25 protein-coding genes are annotated in these 26,640 nt (G+C 63.7%); 12 read left to right on the top strand and 13 right to left on the bottom strand.

The genetic code is table 11. The features are described from left to right. Positions 1-585, top strand: a 585-nt coding sequence (locus H8A95_RS11850) for a MaoC/PaaZ C-terminal domain-containing protein (protein ID WP_274617401.1), incomplete at its 5' end; no start/stop codon positions are given. Between the two features lie 9 nt (positions 586-594). Here the strand turns inward: H8A95_RS11850 and H8A95_RS11845 are convergent. The 4 genes from H8A95_RS11845 to H8A95_RS11830 all read right to left on the bottom strand — a co-directional run bounded on the left by H8A95_RS11845 (position 595) and on the right by H8A95_RS11830 (position 3,996). Continuing rightward, positions 595-1,248 carry a TetR/AcrR family transcriptional regulator gene (locus tag H8A95_RS11845; RefSeq protein ID WP_229183297.1) on the bottom strand — a complete coding sequence of 218 codons (654 nt, stop codon included), beginning with the start codon at positions 1,246-1,248 and terminating at the stop codon, positions 595-597. A 208-nt stretch (positions 1,249-1,456) separates the two neighbouring features. After that, positions 1,457-2,254 (bottom strand): MetQ/NlpA family ABC transporter substrate-binding protein, encoded by a 798-nt coding sequence (locus H8A95_RS11840; protein ID WP_229183296.1) that lies wholly within the window; start codon positions 2,252-2,254, stop codon positions 1,457-1,459. Positions 2,255-2,288: 34 nt separating this feature from the next. Next, on the bottom strand, positions 2,289-3,614 hold the full coding sequence (locus H8A95_RS11835) for an O-acetylhomoserine aminocarboxypropyltransferase/cysteine synthase family protein (RefSeq protein WP_229183295.1): 1,326 nt from the start codon (positions 3,612-3,614) through the stop codon (positions 2,289-2,291). A 31-nt stretch (positions 3,615-3,645) separates the two neighbouring features. Continuing rightward, positions 3,646-3,996, bottom strand: a complete 351-nt coding sequence (locus tag H8A95_RS11830; RefSeq protein ID WP_229183294.1) for a hypothetical protein — start codon at positions 3,994-3,996, stop codon at positions 3,646-3,648. Between the two features lie 30 nt (positions 3,997-4,026). Here H8A95_RS11830 and H8A95_RS11825 point away from each other — a divergent pair, with 30 nt between their 5' ends. Further along, complete coding sequence (locus tag H8A95_RS11825) at positions 4,027-5,427, top strand: LLM class flavin-dependent oxidoreductase (RefSeq protein WP_229183293.1); 1,401 nt, start codon at positions 4,027-4,029, stop codon at positions 5,425-5,427. A 40-nt stretch (positions 5,428-5,467) separates the two neighbouring features. Here H8A95_RS11825 and H8A95_RS11820 read toward each other — a convergent pair whose 3' ends face one another. From H8A95_RS11820 to H8A95_RS11795, 6 genes are read right to left on the bottom strand one after another with little or no spacing between them, the layout of a single operon-like run. Further along, a complete protein-coding gene (locus H8A95_RS11820) occupies positions 5,468-6,244 on the bottom strand; it encodes a MetQ/NlpA family ABC transporter substrate-binding protein (protein WP_229183292.1) in 777 nt (258 codons plus the stop codon). A 29-nt stretch (positions 6,245-6,273) separates the two neighbouring features. Beyond that, the gene (locus H8A95_RS11815) at positions 6,274-7,056 is read right to left on the bottom strand and encodes a MetQ/NlpA family ABC transporter substrate-binding protein (protein WP_229183291.1); all 783 of its coding nucleotides are present in this window, start codon (positions 7,054-7,056) and stop codon (positions 6,274-6,276) included. 33 nt (positions 7,057-7,089) lie between these two features. Then, a complete protein-coding gene (locus H8A95_RS11810) occupies positions 7,090-7,755 on the bottom strand; it encodes a methionine ABC transporter permease (protein WP_229183290.1) in 666 nt (221 codons plus the stop codon). Then, positions 7,745-8,869, bottom strand: coding sequence for a methionine ABC transporter ATP-binding protein (locus H8A95_RS11805; RefSeq protein ID WP_229183289.1), 1,125 nt, complete (start codon positions 8,867-8,869; stop codon positions 7,745-7,747). Before H8A95_RS11805 ends, H8A95_RS11810 begins: the two co-directional genes overlap by 11 nt. Before the next feature lie 50 nt (positions 8,870-8,919). Beyond that, the gene (locus H8A95_RS11800; protein WP_229183288.1) at positions 8,920-9,240 is read right to left on the bottom strand and encodes a 4Fe-4S dicluster domain-containing protein; all 321 of its coding nucleotides are present in this window, start codon (positions 9,238-9,240) and stop codon (positions 8,920-8,922) included. After that, complete coding sequence (locus H8A95_RS11795) at positions 9,237-10,865, bottom strand: FAD-dependent oxidoreductase (RefSeq protein WP_229183287.1); 1,629 nt, start codon at positions 10,863-10,865, stop codon at positions 9,237-9,239. The genes H8A95_RS11800 and H8A95_RS11795 overlap by 4 nt, the downstream gene beginning before the upstream one ends. Positions 10,866-11,179: 314 nt before the next feature. On the opposite strand from H8A95_RS11795, the gene H8A95_RS11790 reads away from it, so the two are divergent. Then, positions 11,180-12,520 carry an LLM class flavin-dependent oxidoreductase gene (locus H8A95_RS11790; protein ID WP_229183286.1) on the top strand — a complete coding sequence of 447 codons (1,341 nt, stop codon included), beginning with the start codon at positions 11,180-11,182 and terminating at the stop codon, positions 12,518-12,520. A 5-nt stretch (positions 12,521-12,525) separates the two neighbouring features. Here the strand turns inward: H8A95_RS11790 and H8A95_RS11785 are convergent, their stop codons facing one another. Continuing rightward, positions 12,526-13,620, bottom strand: a complete 1,095-nt coding sequence (locus tag H8A95_RS11785) for an LLM class flavin-dependent oxidoreductase (RefSeq protein ID WP_229183285.1) — start codon at positions 13,618-13,620, stop codon at positions 12,526-12,528. Between the two features lie 339 nt (positions 13,621-13,959). Here H8A95_RS11785 and H8A95_RS11780 point away from each other — a divergent pair, with 339 nt between their 5' ends. The 5 genes from H8A95_RS11780 to H8A95_RS11760 all read left to right on the top strand — a co-directional run bounded on the left by H8A95_RS11780 (position 13,960) and on the right by H8A95_RS11760 (position 19,060). After that, complete coding sequence (locus H8A95_RS11780; protein WP_229183284.1) at positions 13,960-15,189, top strand: acyl-CoA dehydrogenase family protein; 1,230 nt, start codon at positions 13,960-13,962, stop codon at positions 15,187-15,189. Positions 15,190-15,226: 37 nt separating this feature from the next. After that, on the top strand, positions 15,227-15,799 hold the full coding sequence (locus H8A95_RS11775; protein WP_229183283.1) for a flavin reductase family protein: 573 nt from the start codon (positions 15,227-15,229) through the stop codon (positions 15,797-15,799). Positions 15,800-15,819: 20 nt separating this feature from the next. Then, a complete protein-coding gene (gene epsC / locus H8A95_RS11770) occupies positions 15,820-16,773 on the top strand; it encodes a serine O-acetyltransferase EpsC (RefSeq protein ID WP_229183282.1) in 954 nt (317 codons plus the stop codon). Positions 16,774-16,818: 45 nt separating this feature from the next. Continuing rightward, positions 16,819-18,159 carry an LLM class flavin-dependent oxidoreductase gene (locus H8A95_RS11765; RefSeq protein WP_229183281.1) on the top strand — a complete coding sequence of 447 codons (1,341 nt, stop codon included), beginning with the start codon at positions 16,819-16,821 and terminating at the stop codon, positions 18,157-18,159. Between the two features lie 82 nt (positions 18,160-18,241). After that, positions 18,242-19,060, top strand: coding sequence for a MetQ/NlpA family ABC transporter substrate-binding protein (locus H8A95_RS11760; protein WP_229183280.1), 819 nt, complete (start codon positions 18,242-18,244; stop codon positions 19,058-19,060). A gap of 29 nt (positions 19,061-19,089) precedes the next feature. Here H8A95_RS11760 and H8A95_RS11755 read toward each other — a convergent pair whose 3' ends face one another. Both H8A95_RS11755 and H8A95_RS11750 read right to left on the bottom strand, forming a co-directional pair. Then, on the bottom strand, positions 19,090-19,848 hold the full coding sequence (locus H8A95_RS11755; protein WP_229183279.1) for an SDR family NAD(P)-dependent oxidoreductase: 759 nt from the start codon (positions 19,846-19,848) through the stop codon (positions 19,090-19,092). A 78-nt stretch (positions 19,849-19,926) separates the two neighbouring features. Beyond that, the gene (locus H8A95_RS11750) at positions 19,927-21,198 is read right to left on the bottom strand and encodes an ROK family protein (RefSeq protein WP_229183278.1); all 1,272 of its coding nucleotides are present in this window, start codon (positions 21,196-21,198) and stop codon (positions 19,927-19,929) included. Positions 21,199-21,439: 241 nt separating this feature from the next. On the opposite strand from H8A95_RS11750, the gene H8A95_RS11745 reads away from it, so the two are divergent. From H8A95_RS11745 to H8A95_RS11730, 4 genes are all read left to right on the top strand, one after another. Further along, entirely contained in the window at positions 21,440-22,405 is a 966-nt protein-coding gene (locus H8A95_RS11745) for a sugar-binding protein (RefSeq protein WP_163157033.1), read from the top strand. Between the two features lie 64 nt (positions 22,406-22,469). After that, positions 22,470-23,996 carry a sugar ABC transporter ATP-binding protein gene (locus tag H8A95_RS11740; protein ID WP_229183277.1) on the top strand — a complete coding sequence of 509 codons (1,527 nt, stop codon included), beginning with the start codon at positions 22,470-22,472 and terminating at the stop codon, positions 23,994-23,996. Beyond that, positions 23,993-25,036, top strand: a complete 1,044-nt coding sequence (locus H8A95_RS11735; RefSeq protein ID WP_229183276.1) for an ABC transporter permease — start codon at positions 23,993-23,995, stop codon at positions 25,034-25,036. The genes H8A95_RS11740 and H8A95_RS11735 overlap by 4 nt, the downstream gene beginning before the upstream one ends. A gap of 228 nt (positions 25,037-25,264) precedes the next feature. Continuing rightward, positions 25,265-26,614 carry a carbohydrate porin gene (locus H8A95_RS11730; RefSeq protein ID WP_229183298.1) on the top strand — a complete coding sequence of 450 codons (1,350 nt, stop codon included), beginning with the start codon at positions 25,265-25,267 and terminating at the stop codon, positions 26,612-26,614. The last annotated feature ends 26 nt before the right edge of the window (positions 26,615-26,640 follow it).

Raw genomic sequence — 26,640 nt, 5'->3', positions numbered from 1 at the left:
GCCGGCGGCGGCGAGGAACTCGGCGGCATCCGCAGCCTCCAGCACTACATGCAGCGCACCGCCTTGCAGGGCTCGCCTCGCATGCTGAGCGGCGTCACCGGCCGCTGGTTCAAGGGCAGCCCGCTGCTCGAGGGCGACCTGCACCCGTTCCGCTATCACTACAACGATCTCGAGATCGGGCGCACGCTGGTCTCGAAGTCGCGGCAGATCACGCTCGACGACATCGAGCATTTCGCGCATTTCACCGGCGACACTTTCTACGCCCATATGGACGAGGAAGCGACCAAGGGGCATCCGTTCTTCCCGGGCCGCGTCGCGCATGGCTATTTGCTGCTGTCGTTCGCGGCCGGCCTGTTCGTCGATCCCGACTACGGACCGGTGCTGGCGAACTACGGCCTCGATAGCCTGCGCTTCGTGAAACCGGTCCAGCCGGGAGAATCAATCCAGGTGCGGCTGACCGCGAAGGAGAAGACACCGCGCAACAAGCAGTATGGCGAAGTGCGCTGGGACGTCGAGATCACGACCGGCACGGGCGAGACCGCGGCGACCTACGAGCTGCTGACGATGAACGCGATGCGAGCTTAGCGAATCTCATCAGAGCAGCGCGGCCTGCCGGCCTCGGCCGGCGGGCTTTGCCTTGCTGCGCGGCCGGGCGGCGGCAGCCTGGTGCGCGCCGGCCAACACCAGCTGCGCGACGAAGTCGGCATATTCGGCGCGGGTCATCGGCCCGCCCTCGCGAAACCACATATAATGCCAGTTCAGCATGCCGAAGACGCTCATCGTCAGCGGCTTGAGAACGCGCTTCTGTTTCGCAGCCGGCACCGCCGCGGCGAGCGCATCCGACATGATCCCGACGAGGATCCGCTCGCTCGCAAGCAACGGCTGCTGCTTGTCCTTCGGCAACAGCTTGAGGCTTGAGATCTGGACCTGATGCTCGGCGTCGGCGTGCCGGTATAGCTCGAGCAGGGCCGCAACGATCGTCCTGAAGCGCTCAACCGGATCGCCGGCCTGTGCGCTCGCCTTGCGAACCGCTGCCACCAGCTTTTCGAGATGCGACGCCAAGATATCGAAGAGGAGCGCCTCCTTGTCGGGATAGTAGTGATACAGCAACGCCTTCGAGACCCCGCACGCGTCGGCAATGGCGTTCATCGACGTGCCGACATATCCCGATGCAGCAAACAGCTCGGCCGCGCGATGCAGCATCGAGAGGCGCTTGTCGTCATAGTCCTTGGCGCGCGATCGGGCCATGTCTTTCCGTTTCCACCAGCCGGCCGAGAAAGTTCTGGAACCACCGCCCTGCCGACGGGCCGCGTCCGAACCGCCATTTATTGACCATCCGGTCGAACAATTCCATGGCTGAGTTGGAATGGCGCCTCTGTCGCCAAGTCGCGCCAGGACGAACGAAGGCCCCCAATGCCAAGCGCATTGAGGGCCGCGTCCCCCGCCTCACATGCCTTTAGCTGTTAAAGCCCGCCGGGATGAACGCCGGCAGCTTCTCCTCGATGAAGTGCTTAACCTCCGGCGAGTTGAAGACCTGGATGAAGGCCTTCAGGCGCGGATCATCCTTCTTGTCCGGCCGCGCGGTGAGGCGCAGCACGAGGCCGTCATCGACCGTGCGGTCGATCAACAACGCCGACTTCGGATCGCCGCCGGCCGGGATCAGATAGGTGATGTTGACGAGGGCAAGCGTGACGTCGTCGAGCGACCGGTAGGTCTGCGCGGGATCGAGCTCGACGATCTTCAAGTTCTTGGGATTGTCGATGACGTCGAACCGGCTGACCGCGAAGCCCTTGCCCGGCGCCAGCTTGATCAGCCCGGCGCGTTCGAGCAGGATCAATCCACGCGCGCCGTTGAGCGGTTCATTCGGGATCGCCACGCTGTCGCCGGATTTGATCTCGTCGAGCGACTTGATCTTTTTCGAGAACAGCCCGACCGGCGCGATCACGCCGACCTTGTCGACCTGGATCAGGTTGAAGCCGCGCTGCTTGTTCTGGATCGCGAGATAGGTGCCGTGCTGGAACAGATTGGCGTCGACGTCGCCGCTGTTGACCACCTCGTTCAACGCGACCCAGTCCGATAGCTCGACGATCTTGACGTCCTGGCCCTTGTCCTTGGCGAGCTTGGCGGCAAACGCCGCCAGCTGACCGACCGGTCCGGCGCTGGTCGCGATCTTGAGAGGTTCGTCCGCGACGGCGGCCGCTGTCATCGCAAGCAGCACACCGGCTGCCTGTGCCAGGCGCAATAATGTCTTCATGGTCTCGGTTCCAACTCCGTCTTTCGGTGATCGATCAGGCGGCCTTGCGGCCGCTACCTCTTGCCTCGGCCTGGGCCAATGCCTGGGTGAGGTCGGCGAGGATGTCATCGGGATGCTCGATGCCGACCGAGAGCCGCACATAGCCCGGCGTCACGCCTGCCGCGAGCTGCTCCGCGGAGCTCAGCTGCTGATGGGTGGTCGATGCCGGGTGGATGGCCAGCGACCGCGCATCGCCGATATTGGCGACGTGATAGAACAGTTTCAGCGCATCGATGAAGCGACGGCCGGCCTCGACGCCGCCCTTCAGCTCGAAACCGACCAGCGCGCCATAGCCACCGTTGAGATAGAGATCGGCACGGCGCCGGTTCTCACCGCTTTGCAATCCGGGGAAGATCACATGCGAGACGGCGGGATGCCGTGCCAGGAAATTCGCGACCTTGATCGCGTTCTCATTGTGCTGGCGCAGCCGCAGCGGCAGCGTCTCCAGCCCCTGGATGAACTGGAATGCGTTCTGCGGCGCGATCGCGGCACCGAGATCGCGCAGCAGCTTGACACGCGCGCGCAGGATGTAAGCGATCGGACCGAGCGGCTTGGCGGCCTCGGTCCAGATCGCGCCGTGATAGGCATCGTCCGGCTGCGTCAGCAGCGGGAAACGCTCGGCATGCGCGGCCCAGTCAAAATTGCCGCCGTCGATGATCGCACCGCCGATCGAGGTGCCGTGGCCGCCGATATATTTCGTGGCGGAATAGACGACGATCGCCGCACTGTGGTCGAACGGACGCGCGACGAGCGGGACGGCCGTGTTGTCGAGAATGAGCGGCACGCCGAGTGAACGCCCGATATCCGCGACCTCCCGGATCGGGAACACGTTGAGCTTGGGGTTCGGCAAGGTCTCGGCAAAGTAGGCCCGGGTCTTGGCGTCGGTCGCACGGCGGAAATTCTCCGGATCGGCCGGATCGACAAAGCGAACCTCGATGCCGAATTGCTTCAGCGTCTGCGACAGCAGTGTCCAGGTGCCGCCGTAGAGGTCGGTCGACGAGACGATGTTGTCGCCGGCTTGCGCGATGTTGAAGATCGCATAGGCCGTCGCCGATTGGCCCGACGCCACGGCCAGCGCAGCAACGCCACCCTCGAGTGCAGCCAAGCGCTCCTCGAATGCGTCAGCCGTCGGGTTCTTGATCCTGGTGTAGATCTGCCCGATCGCTTCCAGGGCGAACAGCCGCGATGCGTGATCGGTGCTCTCGAGCTGGTAGGACGTCGTCTGATAGATCGGAACCGCCACGGCACCGGTCGCCGGGTCGGACCGGTACGAACCGCCATGCAAGGCGAGCGTCTCGACATTCTTGCTTTCGATCGGCATTTCCAAATCTCCTGAAATCCGTGGACAAGCATCAAAGGCAACGAATGATGCGCAGCAGCGTCCGCGGCTGTCGAGACATCGGAGAAAATAGCGATGAGCGTGCTGGCGGTGCATCTGATGGCGTCGCTAATTTTTCAGCCCATGCACCGATCGCGTAGCATTTGTTTCGCTGCCCCAGCGCGTGGCGGATCAGCGGCACGACCAGCCTCCGGCCGATCGATTTCGCAAATCGCCGCACGATGCCGGATACAAAGGTCATTCCCAACAGTGCGAGGACGTCGAACGAACCGATCTCTGCTGCGCCGGAACAGAGTCGGAGCACGATTTTGATCTTGCCTCGCCGAATAGAAAATAAAGCCGCGCAGGCGACGTGATAAATCACCTTGCAGTCCTCCACTGCCGGAATTGCGCGATGACCAGACCGAAGGAACTTCGCTTCAATGCGTTCAACATGATGGCGCCGAGCCACAACTGGGCCGGCCTGTGGTCGCATCCGCGCGACACGTCACTGAACTACAACACGCTCGACTACTGGGTGGACTACGCCAGGACGGCCGAACGCGGTCTGCTCGACGGCATTTTCCTGGCCGACGTCTTCGGCGTCTATGACGTCTTCGGCGATAGCCCCGAGACGGCGCTGCGCCATGCAGTTCAGCTGCCGAATGCCGAACCAACTCTGCTCGTCTCCGCCATGGCACACGTGACGAAACATCTCGGCTTCGGCATCACCTCCAACCTCACCTATGAACATCCCTACCAACTCGCCCGCCGCTTCTCGACGCTTGACCATCTTGCTGGCGGCCGGATCGGTTGGAACATCGTCACCGGCTATCTCGACAGCGGCGCCCGCGGCATGGGCCTTGCGGCCAACCGCGCGCATGACGACCGCTATGAGGCGGCCGAGGAGTTTCTCACGGCGAGCTACAAGCTGTGGGAAGGCAGCTGGGAGGACGGCGCGATCCGCCGCGACCGGGCCGCGCGCATCTTCACGGATCCGGCAAAGATCCATCCGGTGCGGCATCAGGGACGCCACTACCAGGTCGACGGCATCCACCTAGCCGAGCCGTCACCACAGCGCACACCGCTGTTGTATCAGGCAGGAACCTCAAAGCGCGGACGTGCCTTCGCGGCCAGGCACGCCGAGGCAATCTTCCTCAACGGCCAGACCAAGCCGATCCTGGCCCGCGCCGTGCGCGAGATCCGGGAGGCCGCCCGGGAATTCGGACGCGATCCCTACGACATCCGTCTGTTCGCCGGCGCGACCGTGATCGTTGCGCCGACGCGCGCCGAAGCCAACGACCTGCTCGAGGAGTACGCGGCGCATGTCGATCAGGCCGGCCAGCTTGCCCTGCTGTCGGGATGGACGGGCATCGACTTCTCGAACTATCGCCCCGACCAGGCGGTGCAATATGTCGAGAGCAACGCGATCCAGTCGATGGTCGAGAATTTCACGGTACGCAGCGACCGGCCGGTCAGGGTCGGCGACCTCGCCACCCTGAGCCGGGTTGGCGCACGCTCGCCGTTCGTGGTCGGCTCGCCCCAGGATGTGGCCGATGAGCTGATCGCCTGGGTCGATGAAACCGACGTGGACGGTTTTAACCTGTTCCGCCTGGTCGCGCCGGAATCGCTGACCTCATTCGTCGACCTGGTCGTCCCGGAACTGCAATCACGCGGCGTCTACAAGACGGCCTATCGCGAAGGCACGCTGCGTGAAAAGCTGTTTCCCGGCCGCGGCCCCTATCTTGACGCCACGCATCCCGGCGCCGGCTTCCGCCGCGCCCCGTCAACAGCGCGTGCTGAGGCCGCCGAATAGTCTGACTTGCGGACCCCATCGGTGATGGACGATCAGCCCGTCACCAGGTCGCGATATAGGTACCCTTGAAGCGCTTCTCGAGGAACGCTTTCACCTCGTCGGAACGATAAGCGTCGGCCAGCTGCTTGACCCAGGGCTTGTCCTTGTCCTCTTCACGCACGGCAAGGATGTTGACCCAGGGACCATCGGCCGCCTCACGCGCGATTGCATCGGTGGCGGGATTGAGCCCGGCCTGAACCGCATAGTTGTTGTTGATCGAGACCAGGTCGACGTCCTGCAATGACCGCGGCAGCTGCGCGGCATCGAGCTCGACGAAACGCAACTTCTTTGGATTGTCGGTGATGTCGGCGATCGTCGAAGCGACGTTATTCGGGTCCCTCAATTTGATCACGCCGTGCAGTGCCAGGATCATCAGGCCGCGCGCCCCGTTGGACGGATCGTTGGCGATCGCCACCCGTGCGCCATCCGGAAGATCGGCCAGCTTCTTGTACTTCAAGGTGTAGACGCCCTGCGGCGAGGCAATCGTGCTGGCGACCTTGACGATCTTCCAGCCGGTCTTGGAGAGCTGGTTCTTCAGGTAGGGCTCGTGCTGGAACGAATTAGCCTCGAGATCCCCGAGCGCGAGCGCCTGGTTCGGGATCACATAGTCGGTGAATTCGACCACCTTGATGTCGAGCCCGCGGCCGGCGGCCACCTTCTTCACGACATCAAGGATTTCGGCATGGGGTCCAGCCGTGACGCCGACGCGGACGGTCTCGGCCCTGGCCGCTCCGGTCAAAAGCACGACGACGGCAAGCGCGGTCATCAGGATACGCATCAATCTTTCCTCGGCATTTGAATCGGTGATTACCAGCTCGGCAACACCGCGCCCTTGAACTTGGTCAGGACGAATTCCTTGATCTCGGGCGAGTGGTAACTATCGACCAGGATCTTGACCCAAGGCTTGTCCTTGTCGGCGGAGCGAACCGCGATCAGATTGACATATGGCCCCTTCGGATCCTCGCGCAGGATCGGATCCTTGACCGGATCAAGGCCGGCCTGCGTCGCATAGTTCGTGTTGATGACCGCAGCATCGACGTCGTCGAGCGCGCGGGGCGCCTGGGCGGCATCGACCTCGATGAATTTCAGCTTCTTGGGATTGTCAGTGATGTCGATAACAGTCGGCTTGAATCCGACGTCGCTCTTCAGCTTGATTGCGCCCTTGTCGCGCAGCAGGAGCAGCGCGCGGCCGCCGTTGGTGGGATCGTTCGGGATCGAGACCTTGGCTCCGTCAGGGAGGTCCGTCCAGCTCTTGTGCTTGCGTGAATAGATGCCGATCGGGAAATTGACCGTCAGTCCCACCTGCTCGATCTTGTAGCCGCGATCGGCTTTCTGGTTGTCCAGATAAGGCTGGTTCTGAAAGGAATTGGCCTGGATGTCGCCGGCGTCGAGTGCGGCGTTGGGTACGACATAATCCGAGAACTCGATCAGCTGGAGATCAAGCCCGCTCTTGGCCGCGATCGGCTTCACCGCCTCGAGGATTTGCGCATGCGGCCCGGGCGTAACCCCGATCTTGATCGTTTCAGCCGCAACTCCGGTCGACCAGATCGCACCAATGCTCGTTAGCGCGAGAAAGGATCGAAACAACATCTTGGTCTCCGTGGAATAAGAATGACTATGGGATCAGCGATTGCGCAGGCGGCGATTGACGCGGCGCGCCAGATAGTCGCCGGCGGTCTGCACGGTCTGCACCAGCGCGATCAGGACGACGACGACCGCCAGCATCATTTCCGGCATGAAGCGCTGATAGCCGTAGCGAATGCCGAGATCGCCGAGACCTCCGCCGCCGACCGCCCCGACCATCGCAGAGTAGCCGAGCAGGCTGACCACCGCGAGCGTCAAGGCGAGCACCAGGCCCGGCAATGCCTCCGGGATCAGGACCTTGAACACGATCTGCAGCGGGCTCGCACCGAACGAGGATGCCGTCTCGATCAGGCCGGCGTCGACCTCGCGGATCGCCGCCTCCACCAGGCGGGCGATGAACGGCGTCGCCGCGATAGTGAGCGGCACGATTGCCGCACCCGAGCCGATCGAGGTGCCGGCGATCAGGCGCGTGAACGGAATGATCGCGACGACCAGGATGATGAACGGCGTCGAGCGCGCAGCATTGACGATCACGCCGAGAATGCCGTTGGCCGGCGGTGCGGCGAACAACTCGCCCTTGCGGCTGGTGGCCAGGAATATCCCGAGCGGCAGGCCCAACACGGTCGCAACCAGGGCTGCGACCGTGACCATGAACAGGCTCTCGCCGGTGGCCTGAACGATCAGGTTGATGAGTTCACGCGACATAGCCGAGACGCTCCACCGGGATTTCATGCTGAGAAAGATAGACCAGGGCTTGCCCGGCTGCGGCTTCGCCGCCGGGAATGCCCAGGATCACCGAGCCGACATGCTGGCCGCCGATCTCATCGATGCGGGCCGACAGCAGCGCCACGTCATGGGACAATTCCCGGGAGAGGCGCGCCACTACCGTGTCGCCGGCCTCAGTGCCGCGCACCTGCACGCGCAGAACCGCCTTGCCGCCGGCAACCGGCTGCGGCGAAATGCGGCTCGTCAGCGAGACCGGAACGCTGTCCCCGATCGCCTCCGACAGGAACGCCTGCGTGACCGGATGCCGGGGATGCGTGAAGATGTCGGCGACATGGCCGCGTTCGACGACATGGCCGCCGTCGATCACCGCGACCTCCTTGGCGAGTTGGCGGACAACCGACATTTCGTGGGTGATCAGCACGATGGTGACACCGAGCTCGCGATTAATGTTGGCCAGCAGGTCCAGAATCGCCCGTGTCGTCTGCGGATCGAGCGCCGAGGTCGCCTCGTCGGACAACAGCACGTTCGGCCGCGTCGCCAGCGCGCGCGCGATGCCGATGCGCTGCTTCTGGCCGCCGGACAGTTCGGAGGGATAACGGTCGTGTTTGTCGGCGATGCCGACAAGCGCAAGGAGTTCTTCCACCCGGACGGCAATGTCAGCCCTGGACCAGCCGGCGATTTCGAGCGGCAGCGCGATATTGTCTGCCGCCGTTCGCGACGACAGCAGGTTGAAATGCTGGAAGATCATGCCGATCGACCGCTGCGTCAGGCGCAGCTCACGGCCGGCGAGCGCGGAAATCTCACGGCCATCGACGACAACGCGACCGCTCGACGGCTTCTCAAGCCCGTTGATGAGGCGTACCAGGCTCGATTTGCCGGCGCCGGAACGGCCGATCACGCCGGTGATCGAGCCGCGCGGGATCGCAAAATCGATCGCCTGCAAGGCATGCACGCTCGGCTTGTCACGATAGGCCGGATAGACCTTCGAGACGCCCTCGAAGCGGATCATGGCATCGCTTGCGCCGGATGGGAGCGAGATCGACGGCAGCGGTGCGAAAGTCTGCACCGTCGTCAGAGATTGATGCACATTCATTCAGTCGGTCCAATTGGGAAATGGCTTCGGTCGCCGGGCACAGCCCGAACTCAATGACCAAAGAGCAGATAGCTGCGGTCGATGCCGCGGAGATCGCGCGTCTCGTCGGTCCAGCCGACCGCGCGGCGGTAACTGCCCAATGCGGCGGTCTCGCGTAGCGCGACTACGTCGGTCGGGCAAGGGGCATCCGCATGGGGCGCGACGTAAAGTGCGTCCTCGGGACAATAGAGTTCGCAGAGAAAGCAGGTCTGGCAATCGCTCTGGCGGGCGATCACCGGAATTCCATCCGTCTTGTCGAATACATTGGTCGGGCAGACATTCACGCAGATGTCGCAGGACGTGCAGCGTTCGGCGTCGATCACCTCGATCATTCCGCAGCCTCTGCGTAGCTGGCGTCGGCGTGCGGCCGGACCGCGGTCCAGACCTCGTCCAATCCGCCGCTCGTCACGTAATGGCGTTGCCGGTCGTCCTGATCGGGATAGTCGTCGCGGCGATGCATGCCGCGGCTTTCGTTACGCGCCAGCGCGCTGCGATACATCCAGCGCGACGTCGCCAGCATGGCCGCGCTCTCGCGGGCGCGCAGCAGATTATCCTCGTCTGCCGCGTCAGCCGCCGATGCATCGGCCCACGCCGCATCGAGCCGCGCCAGCGCGCCGTCGAGGCGCGAGGCGTGCCGGAAGTAGTTCAGCTCATACGGATAGACCTCGTCCTGAACCGCCTCCGCCAGCGCAGCCGGCTCGAACGCACGGCTCGATCGGTTTCGGAACGCAACGGTGCCGGCGGACGCCAGACGCCGTTGACGCGCAGGGCCAAGCTGCCCGGCATAGACCGCAGCGCCCCATCCGGCCCAGGTCCCCGACGACATCGCCCAGGCGGCATTGTGGCTGCCGCCGCCGGTGAAGCCGCCGCAGATCAATTCGCGCGTCGCCGCATCGCCGGCCGCGTAGAGCCCCGGCACGCTGGTGGCGCAGCTGTCGTCGACAATGCGAAGGCCGCCGGTGCCGCGCACGGTGCCTTCGAGCCGCAAGGTGACGGGAAAGCGTTCGCTGAAGGGATCGATGCCGGTGCGATCGAACGGCAAAAAGAAATTCGGCTGCGATGCCCGCATGTCACGCTGCACGTTGTCATCCGCCTTGTCGAGACGGGCATACACCGGCCCCTGCAGCAATGCACGGGCGATCGCCGACCGCCCGCCCTTGGATGCCGCACCGGGAACGACACTGCCGTCCTCGTAGCTGAAGGTTGCCCAGCCGTAGAACAGCGTCTTGGTCACCGATCCAAACGCCGGCGAGATCGCGTAAGCGTTGGAGAACTCCATACTGCTGAACTCGGCACCGACCTCCGCGGCCATCAGATAGCCGTCTCCGGTCAGCACGTTCGAGCCCAGCGTCTTGCTCAGGAAGGCGCAGCCGCCGGTCGCGATGACGACAGCCTTGGCGCGCACGGTCCAACGATCGTGCTTCTGCCGGCGAACGCCGGTGGCGCCTGCAACCGCGCCGTCGTCGTCGACCAACAGCTCGAGCGCGGGGCTATGATCCAGAATGGTGACGCCGGCCTGCTTGGTGCGCTTGCGCATCAGGCGCATGTATTCCGGGCCTTGCAACGAATTGCGCTGCGATTTGCCGCTGTCGTCGACCGGGTAAGGGTAACCCCAGGCCGCCAATCGATTGCCGTCCTGATAGGTCTGATCGAGCACGCGCGCCATCCAGCGGCGATCCTGCAGATGTCCACCCAGCTTCTCGCGATTGGCCATGGCGGCTTCGCGCAACGCCGGATCGGGATCGACATACCAGACGCCGGTGCCGGCCGCCGCGGTGGCGCCTGACGTGCCGCAAAATCCCTTGTCGGCGAGCACGACCCGCGCGCCGCGCGCCGCGGCGCTCACCGCAGCCCACGTGCCCGCCGGCCCGCCGCCGATCACCAGGACGTCAGCGTCGAACTCAACCGAGCCGCCTGGTGCGGGTCGTTGTTCGGCGCGTCGACCGTTGGTTGTCATCGTCCAGATTCTCCAAACGGCTCCGATCGCTTGCGATGCGCCGCAGCAACATCGTTACGCGCGCGGGCGCCTTTGGCAATTTCAGATATTTGCGTGGACTTGGACGAAGCTTCCCCTGCCGCAGCCAAGGGAAGAATAATCATGCACCGGCGCGGAGGACGTTTCGTTCAACGCCGAAGCAGAACTCGAGCTTTGTCCGCGAACCGCGCAGTGGAGGCGGATATTTCTTTTTGCATGCACGCTCCGACCGTTCGTTTCCTTGTGGCGCGACAAGCGATATTTCGAAAACCAACTCATTTCACTGCGTGGCAGCCATGTCCCATCGTCAGCTTCATCTCAATGTCAATCTGCTGCACTCCGGCGTCTATGCGTCGGCCTGGCGGCTGCCCGAAAGCGATCCGCGCGCCTGTTTCGATGTCGGCCATTACGTGCGCGTTGCAGAGATCGCCGAGCGCGGCAAGCTCGATGCGATCTTTCTCGCCGATACCCCGGCGATCACCGACCGCATCGACTATCGATCATTCATGTCGATGGAACCGACGATCGTATTGGCTTCGGTCGCCGCTGCGACGAGCCATGTCGGGCTGATCGCGACTGCCTCGACCACCTATAACGAGCCCTACAACATCGCGCGCCGCTTCGCGACCCTGGATCTCGCGAGCGGCGGCCGCGTCGGCTGGAACGCGGTGACCACGGCGGACGCAGCCGCCAGCCGCAATTTCGGCCTCAACAACGTGCTCGAGCACAAGGCCCGCTACGAACGCGCCAAGGAGTTCGCCGAGGTTGTCCATGCGCTGTGGGACAGCTGGGAGGACGATGCCTTTGTCGGCGACAAGACGAGCGCCCGGTTTGTCGATACGTCGAAGGTTCATCCGATCACGCATCGCGGCGCTCATTACTCCGTGGCCGGTCCGCTCAATGTGCCCCGCTCGCCGCAGGGCCGACCGGTGACCGTTCAGGCCGGCGGCTCGAGCGACGGCCGCGACCTTGCCGCGGCGCAGGCCGAAGCCGTATTCACGCTGGCGCAGACGATCGAGGAAGGCGTCGCCTATGCGCGCGATCTGCGCGCTCGCGCCGCAGCTTACGGCCGCGCCGGCGACTCCATCGTTATCCTGCCGGGCCTTGCTACCGTCATCGGCAGCACCGAAGCCGAGGCGAAGCGACGGCAGGATGAGCTGTGGGAGCTGGTTCCGATCGAGTATAGCCTTGCCCGCCTCGCCGGCACATTGCAGGTCGATGCTGCAATCCTCGAACTCGACAAGCCGCTGCCAGATCCGCTGCCGCTGCCGGCCAACGCCAACCACACCATGTTTCAGGGCACCGTGAACCTTGCGCGCCGCGGCAACCTCACGGTCCGACAGTTGCTGCGAGCACTCGGCGGCGGGGTCGGACACCGCATCATCGTCGGTACGCCGGAGCAGATCGCCGACGATATCGAAGCCTGGTTTGCGGCTGGCGCCGCCGACGGCTTCAATCTGATGCCGGACGTGCTGCCGACGGGATTGGAGGTCTTCGTCGACAACGTGGTGCCGATCCTGCAGCAACGCGGCCTGTTCCGAACGGATTATGCCGGCACCACCTTGCGTGAGCATTTCGGATTACCGCGGCCGACGAGCCGCTATGCGCGGCGGATCGAGGCCGCGGCAACCGCGTGACGCAGTTACCGTGAGCCTGCCAGCAGCGCCGGAGCGTTACCCGCGACAGCCGGTGATGCGGCGCGAACGCGCGGGATGATCTCTTTCGCAAAGCGCTCCATCTCGGCCTCGAAGGGCTGGAATTGCAGCATGAACAATTCGATGCCGGCGGCATGGAATGCCCCGATCCGGGCCGCGACCTCGTCATAGCTGCCGACCAGCCCTGCAGCGGTGCCGCCGTTGCTGCCGACCCGTTCCGACTTCTGCAAGGTCTGCATCATCACGACCTTCGGATCGGTGTTCTGACGCTGGATCGCCTTCACCGGCGCATCCTTTCGCGACAACTCAAGCAACCGCTCATAGGCAGCCTGGGCCTCGTCCTGCGTCTTGCGCGCGACGACGAAGGCGGAGAGGCCAGAACGCAGCGGCACCGAGGCCCGCGGCCGCGCGGCGACATCGGCAATCAGGCCGGCCACATCCTCGAGCGGTTGCCCGTTGATGAACCAGACGTCGCCATGGTCGGCAACCAGCGCCCGCGCCGGCCCCGACTCGCCGCCGACATAGATCAACGGCCGAAGCCGATAGCGGCTCGTGGGCCGCAACAGATAGTCGCTGATGTCGAAATGCTCGCCCTTGTAGGTCAGCCGTTCGCCTTGCATCAGGCGCGAGACGATCGTGATCCACTCCCGGCCATAAGCGTAACGGGCGTCGTGCTCGGCAAGGCCGATGCCGGCCTTGTCGAGCTCGGGCCGGTTCCAGGCGTTGACCAGATTGATCGCAAAGCGTCCGCGGCTGATGTTCTCGATCCCGAGCGCAAGCTTGGCGAGAACTACCGGGTGATAGAGATACGGCTTGATGGCCGCGATGATCTCGATGCGGCTCGTTAATGCCGCAACGCCGGCCGCCGCGCTCCAGGCTTCGAGCTGATCGAAATCCTCCTGATGCGGATTGATCGTGTGCTGCGCGATCAGCGTGGAATCGTAGCCCAGCGCTTCTGCGGCAAGCACGAGATCGCGATTGCGCTCCCACGATGCGTCATACGGCTCCTCCGGATCCTGATAGGCGGCGCGCGAACCATGGACCAGCGCCCAGATGCCAAAGCGAAGCGGTCGTGCCGACATGCCGTTTCTCCGATTTCCCTGACGTTACGCCGTCATCTTTTCTGAGAAGCACGACGGCAGATCAAGCAGCCACGTATCAAAAGATTTTCCTTGCCGCCGCACGCGCGCGCATGAAGCAGAACAACTCTGGACGCAACGACAATTGGAATACCGCTCTATTTCGGTTCGGCACAAATCGTGGGACAGTTTGCGAAGCATGAACTGCGCGCTCCTTCGATCGACGATGCACCGTCGCTCGAGAGAACGAGGAACCATGTCGCGCAAGATCAATGTCACCGACCATCTTGCACGGCTCGATCAAGAACCGACCAATCAACCAACGCCATTCGGATGACATCCATGAACAAGCCTGTATCCGCCACTTCGCTGGAGTCCTCCGACCGTCTCGGCAATCACGCGCCCGATATCGACGCGCTGCTCGGCCGCATCGCCGAAGGGGCCAGCGACCGCGAACGCGAGCGCGTGCTGCCGTTCGCGGAGATCGACCTCATTCGCAAGGCCCGCCTTGGCGCTCTGCGGCTTCCGCTTGAGGTCGGCGGCGCCGGCCTGTCGATCCGCGCCCTGTTCGAGATCGTCATCCGCCTCGGCGAGGCCGACGCAAATGTCGCACATATCCTGCGCAACCATTTCAGCGTCGTCGAACGCCTGGTGCGCCGTCCGAAGGACGAGCAGCACAGACAGTGGCAGAAGGCGGTCGCCGACGGCGCGATCATCGGGCTCGCCGCCACCGAACTCGACACGCCGAAGGTCGGCAACGTCACGCCGAACACGACACTCAGCGCGGACGGCGACGACTACCTGCTCAACGGCACCAAATACTACAGCACCGGCACGCTGTATTCGGACTACGTCCTCGTCCGCACCGCTGACACAACAGCAACCAACGCCGCCGCGCTCATTCCGGTCACTCGCGAAGGCATCGAGCTGATCGACGACTGGGACGGCCTCGGGCAGCGGCTGACAGCGACCGGCACCACGCATTTCCGCAATGTGCGCGTCAAGCGCCAGGAGGTGGTGTTCGATGCACCGGATACCGGCTACGGCATTCCCTACTCCAACACGTTTGCCCAGCTGTTCCTGACCGCGATCAATGCCGGCATCGCGCGCGCCGTGCTGCGGGACGCCACCGCCGTGGTGCGGGCTCGCAAGCGGACGTTCTACTATGCGCCGAGCGAAGTTCCGGTTGACGATCCGCTGCTGCAGCAGACCGTCGGCCAGATCGCGAGCGGCGCGTTCGCCGCCGAAACGGTCGTGCTCGCGGCAGCCGAAGCGCTCGATACCGCCACCAACGCCTTCGATACTGATGACGTGAACGCCGTCGATGCCGCGCACAAGGCCGCGCTGCTGTCGGCCAAGGCGAAGATCGTTGCGGATGAATTCGCGATCCGGAGCGGCAGCCTGCTGTTCGACGTCGGCGGCGCTTCCGCCACCAAGAAGGCGACCAATTTCGATCGCCACTGGCGCAACGCGCGCACGCTGGCGTCGCACAATCCGAACACCTTCAAGACGCGCTCGATCGGACAGTACGAGATCAGCGGCACGCCGCTCCCCGCCAAGGGCTTCTTCTAGCGAGGTCCAGTCCGGCGCGGCAAGAAGGAGAACCCCGATGAACAAGCCGGATATCCACCTTGTCGATGCCGATCACGAGATCGAGCGGCAGTTTCGCCTTGTCATGCGCCGCCTCCCAGGTGGCGTTTGCATCATCACTGCAGGACAGGGCGAAGACATCACCGGCATGACGGTCACCTCGCTGACATCGCTCAGTGCGAGCCCGCCCCGGCTGCTGGTCAGCATCAACCGGCAGGCATCGGCCTTCGCACCGATCGACCGCCACCGGCAGTATGGCGTCAACATCCTCGGCTCGGACCAGCAAGCCCTGGCCGAGCGCTTCAGCAATGGCCAGCTCAGAGGCCGGGAGCGCTTCGAAGGCACCGACTGGTCGTATGGAGCCTCCGGCGTGCCGCTGCTGCGGCGGTCGCTTGCCGTCGTCGAATGCCAGGTCGAGGAGATCATCGAGCGGCATTCCCATGGCATCATCGTCGGCCGCCTCTCCAGCATGGAGGTCTCGCATCGGCTGTCCGGGCTCACCTACTGGAACGGACGGTATGTCCAGATCGATCACGAAGCCGATCTCGATTTGTTGGCCGAAGTCAGCATTCCCTTGGCGCATGTCCGCTGAGACAGGGAAGGGCACACAGCATGAAGCGCGAAACGCCACCACCCTCGCCTACGGCGTTGGCCGGCGCGGTCGGCAGACGGCCGGGCCGCTGGCAGCTGGACCGCATCGTCGCTGAGTTGCGCACGTCCCGTGAGGAGACCCACAGCATCCGGCGCGACAGTGAGCCTCGCCGTGCGCCCTCGCGCGACGCGCTCGAGGTGATCCTCGACGGCCTCACCGAGGCGCTGTTTCCGCGTCACTACGGCCAATCTGACCTCGACGGCGAGAACATCGACTATTTCGTCGGCAACACGCTGAGCACGGCGCTGGATTCGCTCAGCGCGCAGATTCACCGCGGCGCATTGTTCGTCGGCGACGAGCTGGAGCCGGGCTTTGTCCACGAGGAGGCGATCGAACTGACCCGCGGCTTCGCCACCCAGCTGCCACAGGTCCGCGGGCTCCTGATCAACGATCTGCGGGCGGCGTTCGTTGGCGACCCGGCGGCGCGGAATTTTCCGGAGATCTTGATCGGCTATCCCGGAATGACTGCCATCATCCACCATCACCTTGCTCACCTGCTCTACCAGATCGGCGCTCGGCTGGTGGCCCGCCTGATGTCAGAGATCGCCCACACCAGGACCGGCATCGATATTCATCCCGGCGCCCGGATCGGCTCCGGTTTCTTCATCGATCACGGCACCGGCGTCGTGATTGGCGAGACCGCCATCATCGGCAATAACGTCCGGGTCTATCAGGCGGTCACGCTGGGCGCGCGGCACTTCCCGACCGACGACGAGGGCCTTGTGATCAAGGGCGACGCGCGTCACCCGATCGTCGAGGACGACGTCGTGATCTATGCCGGCGCAACCATTCTTGGCCGGATCACGATCGGCCGTGGATCGACCATCGGCGGCAATGTCTGGCTGACCAAGGACGTGCCGCCGAACAGCATTGTAACGCAGGCCACCGCACGAAACAGTTCGAGCGGCGGCTGAACCACCGTCCCACAAATAGCAAGTAGCAGAACCTGCGAGCCCGACATGAGCAAGCGACAGCTTTCCCTCAACCTCTTCATCTATCCCGGCGGCCATCACGAGGCGGCATGGCGCTACAAGGGGTCCGCCGCGGATCGAATCCTCGACGTGACCTACTATCAAGAGCTGGCGCAGCGCGCCGAGGCGCAGAAGTTCGACGCGATCTTCTTCGCCGACGGACCCGCGCTCGCCGACAACGTTCGCTATGCGCAGCGTTTCCGTTTCGAGCCGATCACTTGGCTGGCCGCGATTGCCGTCGCCACCAAACGCATCGGCCTGATCGCAACCGCATCGACCACCTACACCGAACCCTACAATCTTGCCCGCCTGTTCGCCTCACTCGATCATCTCAGCGGCGGCCGCGCCGGCTGGAACATCGTGACCACGAGCAACGCGCTGGCGGCGCAGAATTTTGGGCTGCCCGAACACCCGCCCCATCACGAACGTTACGAGCGGGCGCGGGAATATCTCGATGTCATCACGCGGCTGTGGGACAGCTGGGAAGACGACGCCGTGGTGAACGACCCCACGTCCGGCATCTTCGCCGACACCGGAAAGATTCATGCGATCGATCATGTCGGAAAGCATTTCCGGGTGCGCGGCCCGCTCAACATCTCGCGGACGCCGCAAGGACGGCCGGTCTACGTCCAGGCGGGCTCGTCCGATGACGGACGCGCCTTTGCCGCGCGCTTTGCCGAGGCGATCTTCACGGCGCATCAGACGCTCGCGAGTGCCCAGGAGTTCTATGCCGACATCAAGCGGCAGGCGCGAGCCTTCGACCGCAGTCCCGATCAGGTCAAGATCCTGCCCGGTATCAGTCCCTTCATCGCCAGCACGCAGGCCGAGGCCGACCGGCTGCAGGACGAATTCAACGAGCTGATCCAACCGGAATACTCGTTGACCCAGCTTCGCCAGATGATCGGGCTCGACCTCTCCGGCTTCGACCTCGACGGCCCCTTCCCGCGCCATCTGATCGACACCGGCAGCGCCCGCGGAGTGGCGAGCCGCTTCAAGCTCGTGGTCGACATCGTCGATCGCGAGAAGCCGACCATTCGCCAGCTCGTGCAGCGGCTGGCCGGTGCGCGCGGCCACTGGGTGATCGCCGGGCCGCCGGAGAAGATCGCCGACAACATCCAGACCTGGTTCGAGAACGGTGCCGCCGACGGCTTCAACGTGATGCCGCCCTGGCTACCCGGCGGCTTCGATATCTTCGCCGAGCAGGTGGTGCCGATCCTGCGCAAGCGCGGCCTGTTCCGCGAAGAGTACACCGGCGCGACGCTGCGCGATCATTACGGCCTGAGCAGGCCGGAGAGCCTGTTCTCGGGATCGATCAAAGCGATCGCGTGATCGCCTGACGATGCGAGGTGCGGCCGGCTCATGTCGGCCGCAATCGATGCTTGCTCCAGCACTCAAGGATTTGACGATTGCAATGAAGACGATGCGTTCCCTGTTCCGTTCGGTCGTTCTGCTTTTCGGCGCCCTCACCAGCGGCGCCCTGCACGCGGAGACACCAGCCAAAGCCGATCTGAAAGTCGGCTTCGTGCCGGGTCCCTACATCGATGAGTTCAAGGTTGGCGTCGCGCCGGAGCTGGAGAAGAAGGGGTACCGTATCCGCTATCTCGAGTTCTCGACCGGGTTGGAAGCCAACAATGCCGTGTTCAAGGGCGAGATCGACGCCAATGTCATGCAGCACACCATCTTCCTGAACTCGTACAATGAGCGGCAGCAGACCGACCTCGTGGGTATTGTCCACGTGCCGACGCCACCGATGGGGCTCTATTCGAAGAGGCACGTGGCGGGCTCGCCGATCAAGCCCGGCTCGACCGTGGCCGTGCCCAACGATCCCGTCAATCTGCAGCGCGCGCTCTGGATCCTGCGCGATCTCGGGCTCGTCGAGATTCGCGACTCCAAGCCGGTCGATGTCAGCGAACTCGACGTGATCAAGAACCCGGGCGGCATCAAGATCGTGCCACTGGAGGCGGCCCAAGCACCGCGTGCGCTCGACGATGTTGACTTCGCCGCCATCCAGGGCAATTTCGCGATCTACAGCGGACTGAAACTGACCAATGCGTTCGCCCTGGAGAAAATGACGACGCCGTACATCAATGTGGTCGCAGTGAAAAAGGCCAACGCGGATACTCCGTGGGCACGGGACATCGTTGCCGGCTACAAATCGCAGACCTTCAAGTCCGCGATCCTGTCGGATCGGTTATATGACGGATTTACCCTGCCGGATTACCTGAAATGACAACCTGACGGTAGTCCCGCCTGCGAGCGTTAGACCCAGCCGCCATCGACGATGTAGTTCTGGTTGGTGCAGGCGCCGCTGTCGTCGGCGGCAAAGAACAGCACGACGCGGGCGATGTCGTCAGGCACGAGCTTGCGCTTGAGGCATTGCCGCTGCATCAGCTCGGCCACGCCTTCGGGCGTCAACCAGTTGTCCTGCTGCCGTTGGGTCATGATCCATCCGGGCAGAATGGAATTGACCCGCACGTTGCTCGGACCGAGATCGCGGGCGAGCGCGCGGGTGAGACCCTGAACCGCCGACTTCGCTGTCGTGTAGCAGGGCATGTTGCCCTGGCCGATCACCCAGCTCACCGAGCCGATATTGACGATCGAACCGCCGCCTGCCTGTTTCATATCGGGTGCAACGGCCTGGGCGCTGAAGAACTGATGTTTCAGATTGGTGGCGAACCGCTCATCCCAATATTCCGGCGTGACATCCTCGATCGCGTGCCGGTCGTCGCGGGCCGCATTGTTGACCAGAATGGTGATCGGCCCGAGCGCTTCGCGGATGCCGGCGACTGCGCGTCGCAGGGCGGCGATGTCGCGCAGATCGGCGTGCTCGAAATGTACGCGGGACTGCGCCGGCAGGCTGGCAAGCAGTTGCTTTGATGCCGCCTCGTCGATGTCGATGAATCCGACCCGCGCGCCCTGGCTGGTAAACTGGCGGACAATGGCCTCGCCGATGCCGGAGCCGCCACCGGTTACCAGGACGGTCCGGTCCTTGAGGCTTGGATAGATGGCACCCTGCATTGGCATTCTCTCGATTTGGCGCCTGAAGGGCGTCGGTTGCGTTGCTGCGGCTCAATCAAGGGCCGCAGCTCCCGAGATTCACTCGGTCGTCTCCATGTGGTTTCGATCAACGACCCGCAGCGTCCGCCGCACCATGCCGTCGACAATCGTCGCCGACTCGCTTGGACGCACGTATATCGCCGTGGACTTGAGCAGCCACGGCAACACCGCCTGCTCGAGCCGTTCCTCATAGGCACTGCGCATCATGTCGAACGCCTCCAGGCCGGGACCTGCGAGGATGACATGGTGCGGGCGCAGCACCGATATCGTCGTGGCGACCGCCTCGGCAAGCGCGTGGCCCGCCTGCCGGAATAATTGCTCGAGACGGGGATCGCCGGCACGTGCCCGCGCGCGCAACAGAGCCATCTGCGCCTCGGACGGCTGCTGCGACACCGCCGGCGGCAGGTCGAGAAAGGTGCGTGCGTCGCGATAGAGCGCATAGTCGGCGAGATGAGCCTCGATGCAGCCGCGCTGACCGCAGCGACATTGCGGACCGTTCGACCCCAACTTCACGTGGCCGATCTCGCTGCCCGCCCCAGCCCCCCAGCGCGCTTCACCGTCGACGACGATGCCCATGCCGATGCCGTGCCCGACCATGAGCGTCGCGGTGAGGCCCTGCGCCAGAGCCGGCTCGGCCGCCACGAGGGAGAGCGCGACCGCGACCGCATCGTTCGCCATCACAACCTCGACGCCGAACGCCTCGCGGATCGGCTTTGCCAGATCGACGTCGGTGATCGACAGCGCCGGGCTCCACAGGTGCCGGCCGGTGTCGGCGTCAACGATGCCCTGTAGCGCCATCCCGATTCCGAGCAGCCGATGTCGCGGCGTGGCGGTCGCGTCAAGCATGGCTTCGATCTGCGCGATCACGAGCTCGCACAACGCAGCTGCATCGAGCGCGCGCGTCGTGAGTTCAAGCCGCGATTGCGCCAGGGCAGAGCCGCTGTAATCCGCGATCAATGTCTCGATCAGATTCATGCGGAGCGAGACCGCAACGATGCGGCCGAACTCGGGGTTCAGGGTCAGCAAGACCGCCGGCCGGCCGCGGCGACGGCCGTTCAGGCCATCCGCATCCTCTTCGTCGGCATCGTCCGGCCACAACGTCGCCGCTTCTGTCTCGGCTTCGCAGAGCAGCTCTTCCGCCATCAGTTTCGACGTGATGGCCGAAATGGCCGGAAAGCTCAGCCCGGTGCTGCGTGCGAGCTCGACGCGCGGCAATGGCCCCTGACGTCGCAAGACTTCGACGAGCCGGCCGCGGTTCGATCCGCGCGCCAAGCTTGAAGCTCGTCTGAGCGGCTCGGACTGTTCATTCATATCGGCTTTTTTAATTCGCTTGCTGAAATTATTCAACTTGGACAACTCAGATATAGGTCAAAAGGCGGCTATAGTGGCAGCAAAACATCACTATCATACTATTCTCGCGTGAAGATGCGAGTGTGAACATCCTTGACTGGACATTCTGTCGCGCTAATTTATTAGTTACGTGAATAAAATAAGGCGTCAAAAGCGCCGGACGTGAAATCCCCTCACCGGGGGTATCGACAGGGAGGTGCATATGTATGTCTCAACGAAACGATTGATCGTGCCAGTATTGGCGGGCGCAGCCGTGTTCGCAATGGCAATGGGGACGGCGCAGGCCCAGCAGAAGAAGACCATCGCGCTGGTGACCAATGTCGCGGCCGACTTCTGGACCATCGCAGGCCGCGGGCTTGAGAAGGCGCAGAAAGAACACCCGGAATACAATATCGAACTGATCGTCACCAATGAGGGGACGGCGGCCGGCCAGCGCCGCGAGTTGGACGACCTGCTGGTGCGCGGCGTCGCCGGCATCTCGATTTCGGTCGACGATGCGCCGCATGCAACCGAAGAACTCAACAAGGTTGCGGCCAAGACCGTGCTGATCACGACGGATAGCGACGCACCGCAGAGCAATCGCCTCGCCTATATCGGCACCGACAACGTCGCAGCCGGGCGTCAGGCCGGCGAGGAGATCAAGAAAGCGCTGCCGAACGGCGGCAAGATCGCGCTGTTCGTCGGAACGATGGACGCCGACAACGCCCGCGAGCGCGTGCAGGGCATCAAGGAAGCAATCGCGGGCACCAAGGTCGAGCTGGTCGACGTGTTCACCGATCAGGTCGACTTCGCCAAGGCCAAGGCGAACATGGAGAACGTGCTCGTCAAATACCCCGACATCGCCCTGCTGTCCGGCCTCTGGAGCTATGAGACCCCGCTGATCTATGACGCGGTGAAGGCCGCGGGAAAAGCCGGCAAGGTGAAGATCGTCGGCTTCGACGAGGACCAGCGCACGCTGCGCGGCATTTCCGACGGAACGATCGAATCGACGGTCGTGCAGCAGCCCTACGAGTTCGGCTATCTCTCCGCCACCAACATCATCAAGACGCTGAACGGCGACAAGTCCTGGATTCCGAAGGACAGCAAGCTGATCGTACCGACCAAGGTGATCAGCAAGACCAACGTCGCCGAGTTCGCCGGACAGATGAAGGAACTGCTGAAGAAGTAACTTCAGTCGGCGTCACCGCCCGGCCGCTACAGGCGGCCGGGCGGTGTGCAGGAGGACATGCCGAATGGCGGAAACGCTGCTCGAACTCAGCGGAATCAGCAAGACCTATCCCGGCGTGCGGGCGCTCGACGACGTCAATCTGCGCGTCTGCCGTGGCGAGGTGCTTGGCCTGATCGGCGAGAACGGCGCCGGCAAATCGACGCTGATGCGCGTGCTCGCCGGCGTGATCGAACCGAGCGCGGGTGTGATCCGGATCGGTGGCAACGAGCACGCCCGGATGACGGTGACGGAGGCCACGCAATGCGGCATCGCCTTCGTACACCAGGAACTGAATTTGTTCGAGAATCTCGACGTCGCCGCGAATGTCTTCATCGGACGCGAGAAGCTGGCCGGCGGCCCGTTGAAGCTGGTGGACAATGCGGAGATGCGCGCCCGTGTGATGCCGCTGCTGGAACGGCTGGGTGCCGATTTCACGCCGACCACGCTGGTCGACAATCTGTCGATCGCGGAACGTCAGATGGTCGAGATCGCCAAGGCGCTCTCGATCGACGCCCGCGTGATCATCATGGACGAGCCGACCTCCAGCCTGACGATTTCGGAGACGGAACGGCTGCTGGAGGTGATTGCCGACCTGAAGGCGCACGGCATCTCGGTGATCTACATCTCTCACCGGCTCGGCGAGATCATGAGCTGCGCTGATCGCGTTGTGGTGTTGCGCGACGGGCGCACGGTGGGCGAGTTGGCGCGGGACGAGCTAAGCCATGCGGCCATGATCCGGCTGATGATCGGCCGCGACCTGAAGGCGCTGTATACGCCGCCGATGCGCGCGCCGGAGCCGGGCGGCTGCGATATTACCGGCGTTGTCACGTCGGCCTTTCCCGACCGGCAGATCAACCTGTCCGTACGGCGCGGCGAGATCCTTGGTCTCGCCGGGCTCGTCGGCGCCGGCCGCACCTCCCTTGCCCGCGCGGTGTTCGGCGTTGACCCGCTGCTCGGTGGCGAGATCAGGATCGACAACACGCCGGTCGGCGTCGCCTCGCCACGGGACGCGATCAGGCAAGGGATCTACCTGGTGCCGGAGGACCGCAAGAAATCCGGGCTGGTGCTGGAACTGCCGATCCGGGAGAACGTGACGCTGGCGAGCCTGCTGGATCACGCGCGGATGTGGCTGGTCAACAGCGCCGCCGAGCGCAAGATCGCGAAAGACCAGGCCAGGCGCCTGTCCATCAAGGCGCCGAGCGTCGACATCGAAGCGGTGACGCTCTCCGGCGGCAACCAGCAAAAGGTGGTGCTGGGCAAGTGGCTCTCGATGCAGCCGCGCGTGATGTTCTTCGACGAGCCGACCCGGGGCATCGACGTCGGCGCCAAGAGCGAGATCTACGCGCTGATGCGCAGCCTCGCCGACCAGGGCGTCGCGATCGTGATGATCTCCTCGGATATGGAGGAAGTGATCGGCGTCTCCGACCGGGTGGCGGTGATGCACGAAGGCAGCGTCAGCGGCGTGCTCGAGCGCGACCAGTTCAGCGAATACAATGTGTTGAGGCTGGCGGTCGGCCACGCGCTCGAAACCATGGAGACCGCCGCGCCATGATGAAGAAGGAACTCGGACTGTTCTTGCTGCTCGCAGTGATCTCCGCCATCACGGGCGCGATCAATCCTGCCTTCCTGTCGTTCGTGAACCTGCTGAACATGGCCAATCTGATCGGCTTGTTCGGGGTGTTCGCGCTGGGAGAAGGACTGGTCATCATCACCGGAGGCATCGATCTCTCGCTCGGCTCGATGTTCGCGCTACTTGGCGTCGTCTTCATCGATCTGTTGACGACGTATCAGGTCCCCTGGCCACTCGCGCTGTTGCTGGTGCTGATGGGCGGCCTTGCGCTCGGCGGCATCCAGGGCTTCCTGATCACGCGGCTGAAGATGCAGCCCTTCATCGTGACGCTGTGCGGGTTGCTGATCTATCGCGGCGCCGCGCGCTACTACACCAGCGATTCGACGCGCGGCTTCGGCTACGGTGACGAGGCCAGCACGCTGAGCAACATCGCATCCGGCAATATCGGCGGCATTCCGAACACCTTCATCTTCCTGATCATCCTTGCGCTGGTCCTCGGCGTGCTGCTGCATCGCTCGGTCTACGGGCGCTGGCTCTACGCCGTGGGCAAGAACGAGGAAGCGGCGCGCTTTTCCGGCATCAACACCAATCTCGTGATCGCAACCGCCTATGTCATCAGCGGCGGCCTTGCCGGCGTTTCGACCGTGATGTTCGTCTTCTATACCAACTCGGTCTCTCCGAGTTCTTTCGGCAACTTCTACGAACTCTACGCAATTGCGGCGGCCGTCCTCGGCGGCTGCAGCCTGCGCGGCGGCGAAGGCTCCATTCTCGGCATCGTCTTGGGGACAGCGTTGCTGCAGGTACTGCAGAATCTCGTGAACATCCTGGGCATTCCCAATTCGCTGAACTTCGCGGTGATGGGGACCGTGATCCTGATCGGCGTGCTGGCGGATCAGCAATTGCAGGCCCGGCGGCGGCGCAAGGCGGCGCTGGCCAGCCTGGCCCGCACGGCGCCAAAATCGAAGGACAGCACAATTCTGCAAAGCGCGGCGCTGCCGACGCGCGCGGGCGATCAGGCATGACAACGCGATAAGGAACGGCGCAACCGGGAATATGGTCGCGGCCAGCCGGGTAGAGGAGCAAGGGGAGAAACTCAGATGCGCAAGATGGATGAAGCATACGCTGCGCACGCGTTTTCTATCTCAAGTTGACGGATCGGTTCACTGAAAGGGGCACGTTCCAGGCTGAAGGGCTTTGGGCGGGACGTGACAGAAAATGGGACAAAGCCGGGGACGCTGGGAGTGCAGAAGATGTTGCATAGGTCTTTAAACACCGCGCGGGCATGCGGCGTGGGGATCGCTTTGTTATCGCTGTTCGGCAGCGGCGCGCATGCGGCCGATCTGCTAACAAAAGCTCCGCCTGTACCTTATACGGAGACCGATGATTTCTGGACGAGACCGTATCTGTTCGGCGATCTCGGCAGGACGCAGCTGAAGGAGCGGGGCATCTCGCTGGCCCTGACGCTGGGCGACGAAGCCGTCACCAATTTGTCGGGCGGCAACAGGAACACCGGCGCCAACGCCGGGCAGTTGTTCTTTCAAGCCAAGTTCGACATGGCGAAGCTTGCCGGCATCCAAGGCGGTACGGTTGGCCTCACGCTGGTCGACCGCTTTGGCCGCAACCTGAATGACGAGGCAGGCATCCCGGCCCTGCAGTTGACCAACGAAGTGTTCGGCCGCGGCAATATTCTGCGCCTGACCGAACTCTACTACTCACAGAAGCTGTTCGATGATCGCCTCGAACTCAAGGGCGGCCGTCTTCCAGTCGGCTCCGACTTCTTCTTCGGCCTGTGCGAGTTCATCAACCTGACCTTCTGCGGCGGCCAGCCCGGCAACATCCAGGGTGGCTACATCTATAACTGGCCGGTGAGCCAGTGGGCTGGTGTCGCACACTACAACTTCACCAAGGAATGGCAGCTGTCGGTCGGCGTCTACGACGCCAACCCGAACTATCTGACGACCTCGGACTCCGCGACTTACTTCCTGCCGGGCGTCCCGGGCTCGAGCCGCGCTTCCGGCGTACTGGTGCCGGTCGAGGTAGTCTGGGCGCCGAGCGGTCCTTTGAACGGGACCTGGAGGTTTGGCGGCTGGTATGACAGCGCGTCGACGATCGACGGCGGCCTTCCGGGTATCATCGCAATCGCCCCCGGCATCGGCGGCGTCTCGGACCAGAATCTGGGCGATCAACGCGGCCGCTATGGCGTCTATGAGTCGATCCTGCAGCGGCTGACCGTTGAGGGTGCAAAGGCACAGGGTTGGTACATGTTCCTCAATACGACCGTCGCCGATCACCGGACGTCGTATCAGGACTATCAGGTCGCCCTGGGCTTCAGGCACACCGGAACGTTCTCCTGGCGCCCCGAAGACGAAGTCGGTTTCGCGGTGGGTACGACCCACGTGAACTCGGCCGCGCTCACCCTGAATGCGGGCGGAAACGAAGTTCCGATCGAAGCCTGGTACGGATGGCAGGCGACCGGCTGGATGAACCTCAAGTTCGACGCCCAGTACGTGATCAATCCCGGCGGGCGCGGCTACAATGCCGCCGGCATCAAGACCGAGAATGCCTGGGTCCTTGGTCTGCGCACGCTGGTGCACTTCTGAGCCGGAGGGGGTTGCCAGCATGCCTG

The sequence above is a fragment of the Bradyrhizobium oropedii genome (genome assembly GCF_020889685.1).
In the GTDB taxonomy this organism is placed as follows: domain Bacteria; phylum Pseudomonadota; class Alphaproteobacteria; order Rhizobiales; family Xanthobacteraceae; genus Bradyrhizobium; species Bradyrhizobium oropedii.
The sequence above is the reverse complement of the archived record's forward strand: the minus strand, read 5'-3'. Positions and strand labels throughout refer to the sequence as shown.

Bases quoted from the DNA above. Each gene is read 5' to 3' on its own strand.
- H8A95_RS11760 (WP_229183280.1), top strand. From the start codon at position 18,242: ATGAAGACGATGCGTTCCCTGTTCCGTTCGGTCGTTCTGCTTTTCGGC.
- H8A95_RS11780 (WP_229183284.1), top strand. From the start codon at position 13,960: ATGAACAAGCCTGTATCCGCCACTTCGCTGGAGTCCTCCGACCGTCTC.
- H8A95_RS11800 (WP_229183288.1), bottom strand. From the start codon at position 9,240: ATGATCGAGGTGATCGACGCCGAACGCTGCACGTCCTGCGACATCTGC.
- H8A95_RS11825 (WP_229183293.1), top strand. From the start codon at position 4,027: ATGACCAGACCGAAGGAACTTCGCTTCAATGCGTTCAACATGATGGCG.
- H8A95_RS11740 (WP_229183277.1), top strand. From the start codon at position 22,470: ATGGCGGAAACGCTGCTCGAACTCAGCGGAATCAGCAAGACCTATCCC.
- epsC (WP_229183282.1), top strand. From the start codon at position 15,820: ATGAAGCGCGAAACGCCACCACCCTCGCCTACGGCGTTGGCCGGCGCG.
- H8A95_RS11805 (WP_229183289.1), bottom strand. From the start codon at position 8,869: ATGAATGTGCATCAATCTCTGACGACGGTGCAGACTTTCGCACCGCTG.
- H8A95_RS11745 (WP_163157033.1), top strand. From the start codon at position 21,440: ATGTATGTCTCAACGAAACGATTGATCGTGCCAGTATTGGCGGGCGCA.
- H8A95_RS11845 (WP_229183297.1), bottom strand. From the start codon at position 1,248: ATGGCCCGATCGCGCGCCAAGGACTATGACGACAAGCGCCTCTCGATG.
- H8A95_RS11810 (WP_229183290.1), bottom strand. From the start codon at position 7,755: ATGTCGCGTGAACTCATCAACCTGATCGTTCAGGCCACCGGCGAGAGC.
- H8A95_RS11775 (WP_229183283.1), top strand. From the start codon at position 15,227: ATGAACAAGCCGGATATCCACCTTGTCGATGCCGATCACGAGATCGAG.
- H8A95_RS11755 (WP_229183279.1), bottom strand. From the start codon at position 19,848: ATGCAGGGTGCCATCTATCCAAGCCTCAAGGACCGGACCGTCCTGGTA.
- H8A95_RS11735 (WP_229183276.1), top strand. From the start codon at position 23,993: ATGATGAAGAAGGAACTCGGACTGTTCTTGCTGCTCGCAGTGATCTCC.
- H8A95_RS11815 (WP_229183291.1), bottom strand. From the start codon at position 7,056: ATGTTGTTTCGATCCTTTCTCGCGCTAACGAGCATTGGTGCGATCTGG.
- H8A95_RS11795 (WP_229183287.1), bottom strand. From the start codon at position 10,865: ATGACAACCAACGGTCGACGCGCCGAACAACGACCCGCACCAGGCGGC.
- H8A95_RS11785 (WP_229183285.1), bottom strand. From the start codon at position 13,620: ATGTCGGCACGACCGCTTCGCTTTGGCATCTGGGCGCTGGTCCATGGT.
- H8A95_RS11790 (WP_229183286.1), top strand. From the start codon at position 11,180: ATGTCCCATCGTCAGCTTCATCTCAATGTCAATCTGCTGCACTCCGGC.
- H8A95_RS11835 (WP_229183295.1), bottom strand. From the start codon at position 3,614: ATGCCGATCGAAAGCAAGAATGTCGAGACGCTCGCCTTGCATGGCGGT.
- H8A95_RS11820 (WP_229183292.1), bottom strand. From the start codon at position 6,244: ATGCGTATCCTGATGACCGCGCTTGCCGTCGTCGTGCTTTTGACCGGA.
- H8A95_RS11765 (WP_229183281.1), top strand. From the start codon at position 16,819: ATGAGCAAGCGACAGCTTTCCCTCAACCTCTTCATCTATCCCGGCGGC.
- H8A95_RS11750 (WP_229183278.1), bottom strand. From the start codon at position 21,198: ATGAATGAACAGTCCGAGCCGCTCAGACGAGCTTCAAGCTTGGCGCGC.
- H8A95_RS11730 (WP_229183298.1), top strand. From the start codon at position 25,265: ATGTTGCATAGGTCTTTAAACACCGCGCGGGCATGCGGCGTGGGGATC.
- H8A95_RS11840 (WP_229183296.1), bottom strand. From the start codon at position 2,254: ATGAAGACATTATTGCGCCTGGCACAGGCAGCCGGTGTGCTGCTTGCG.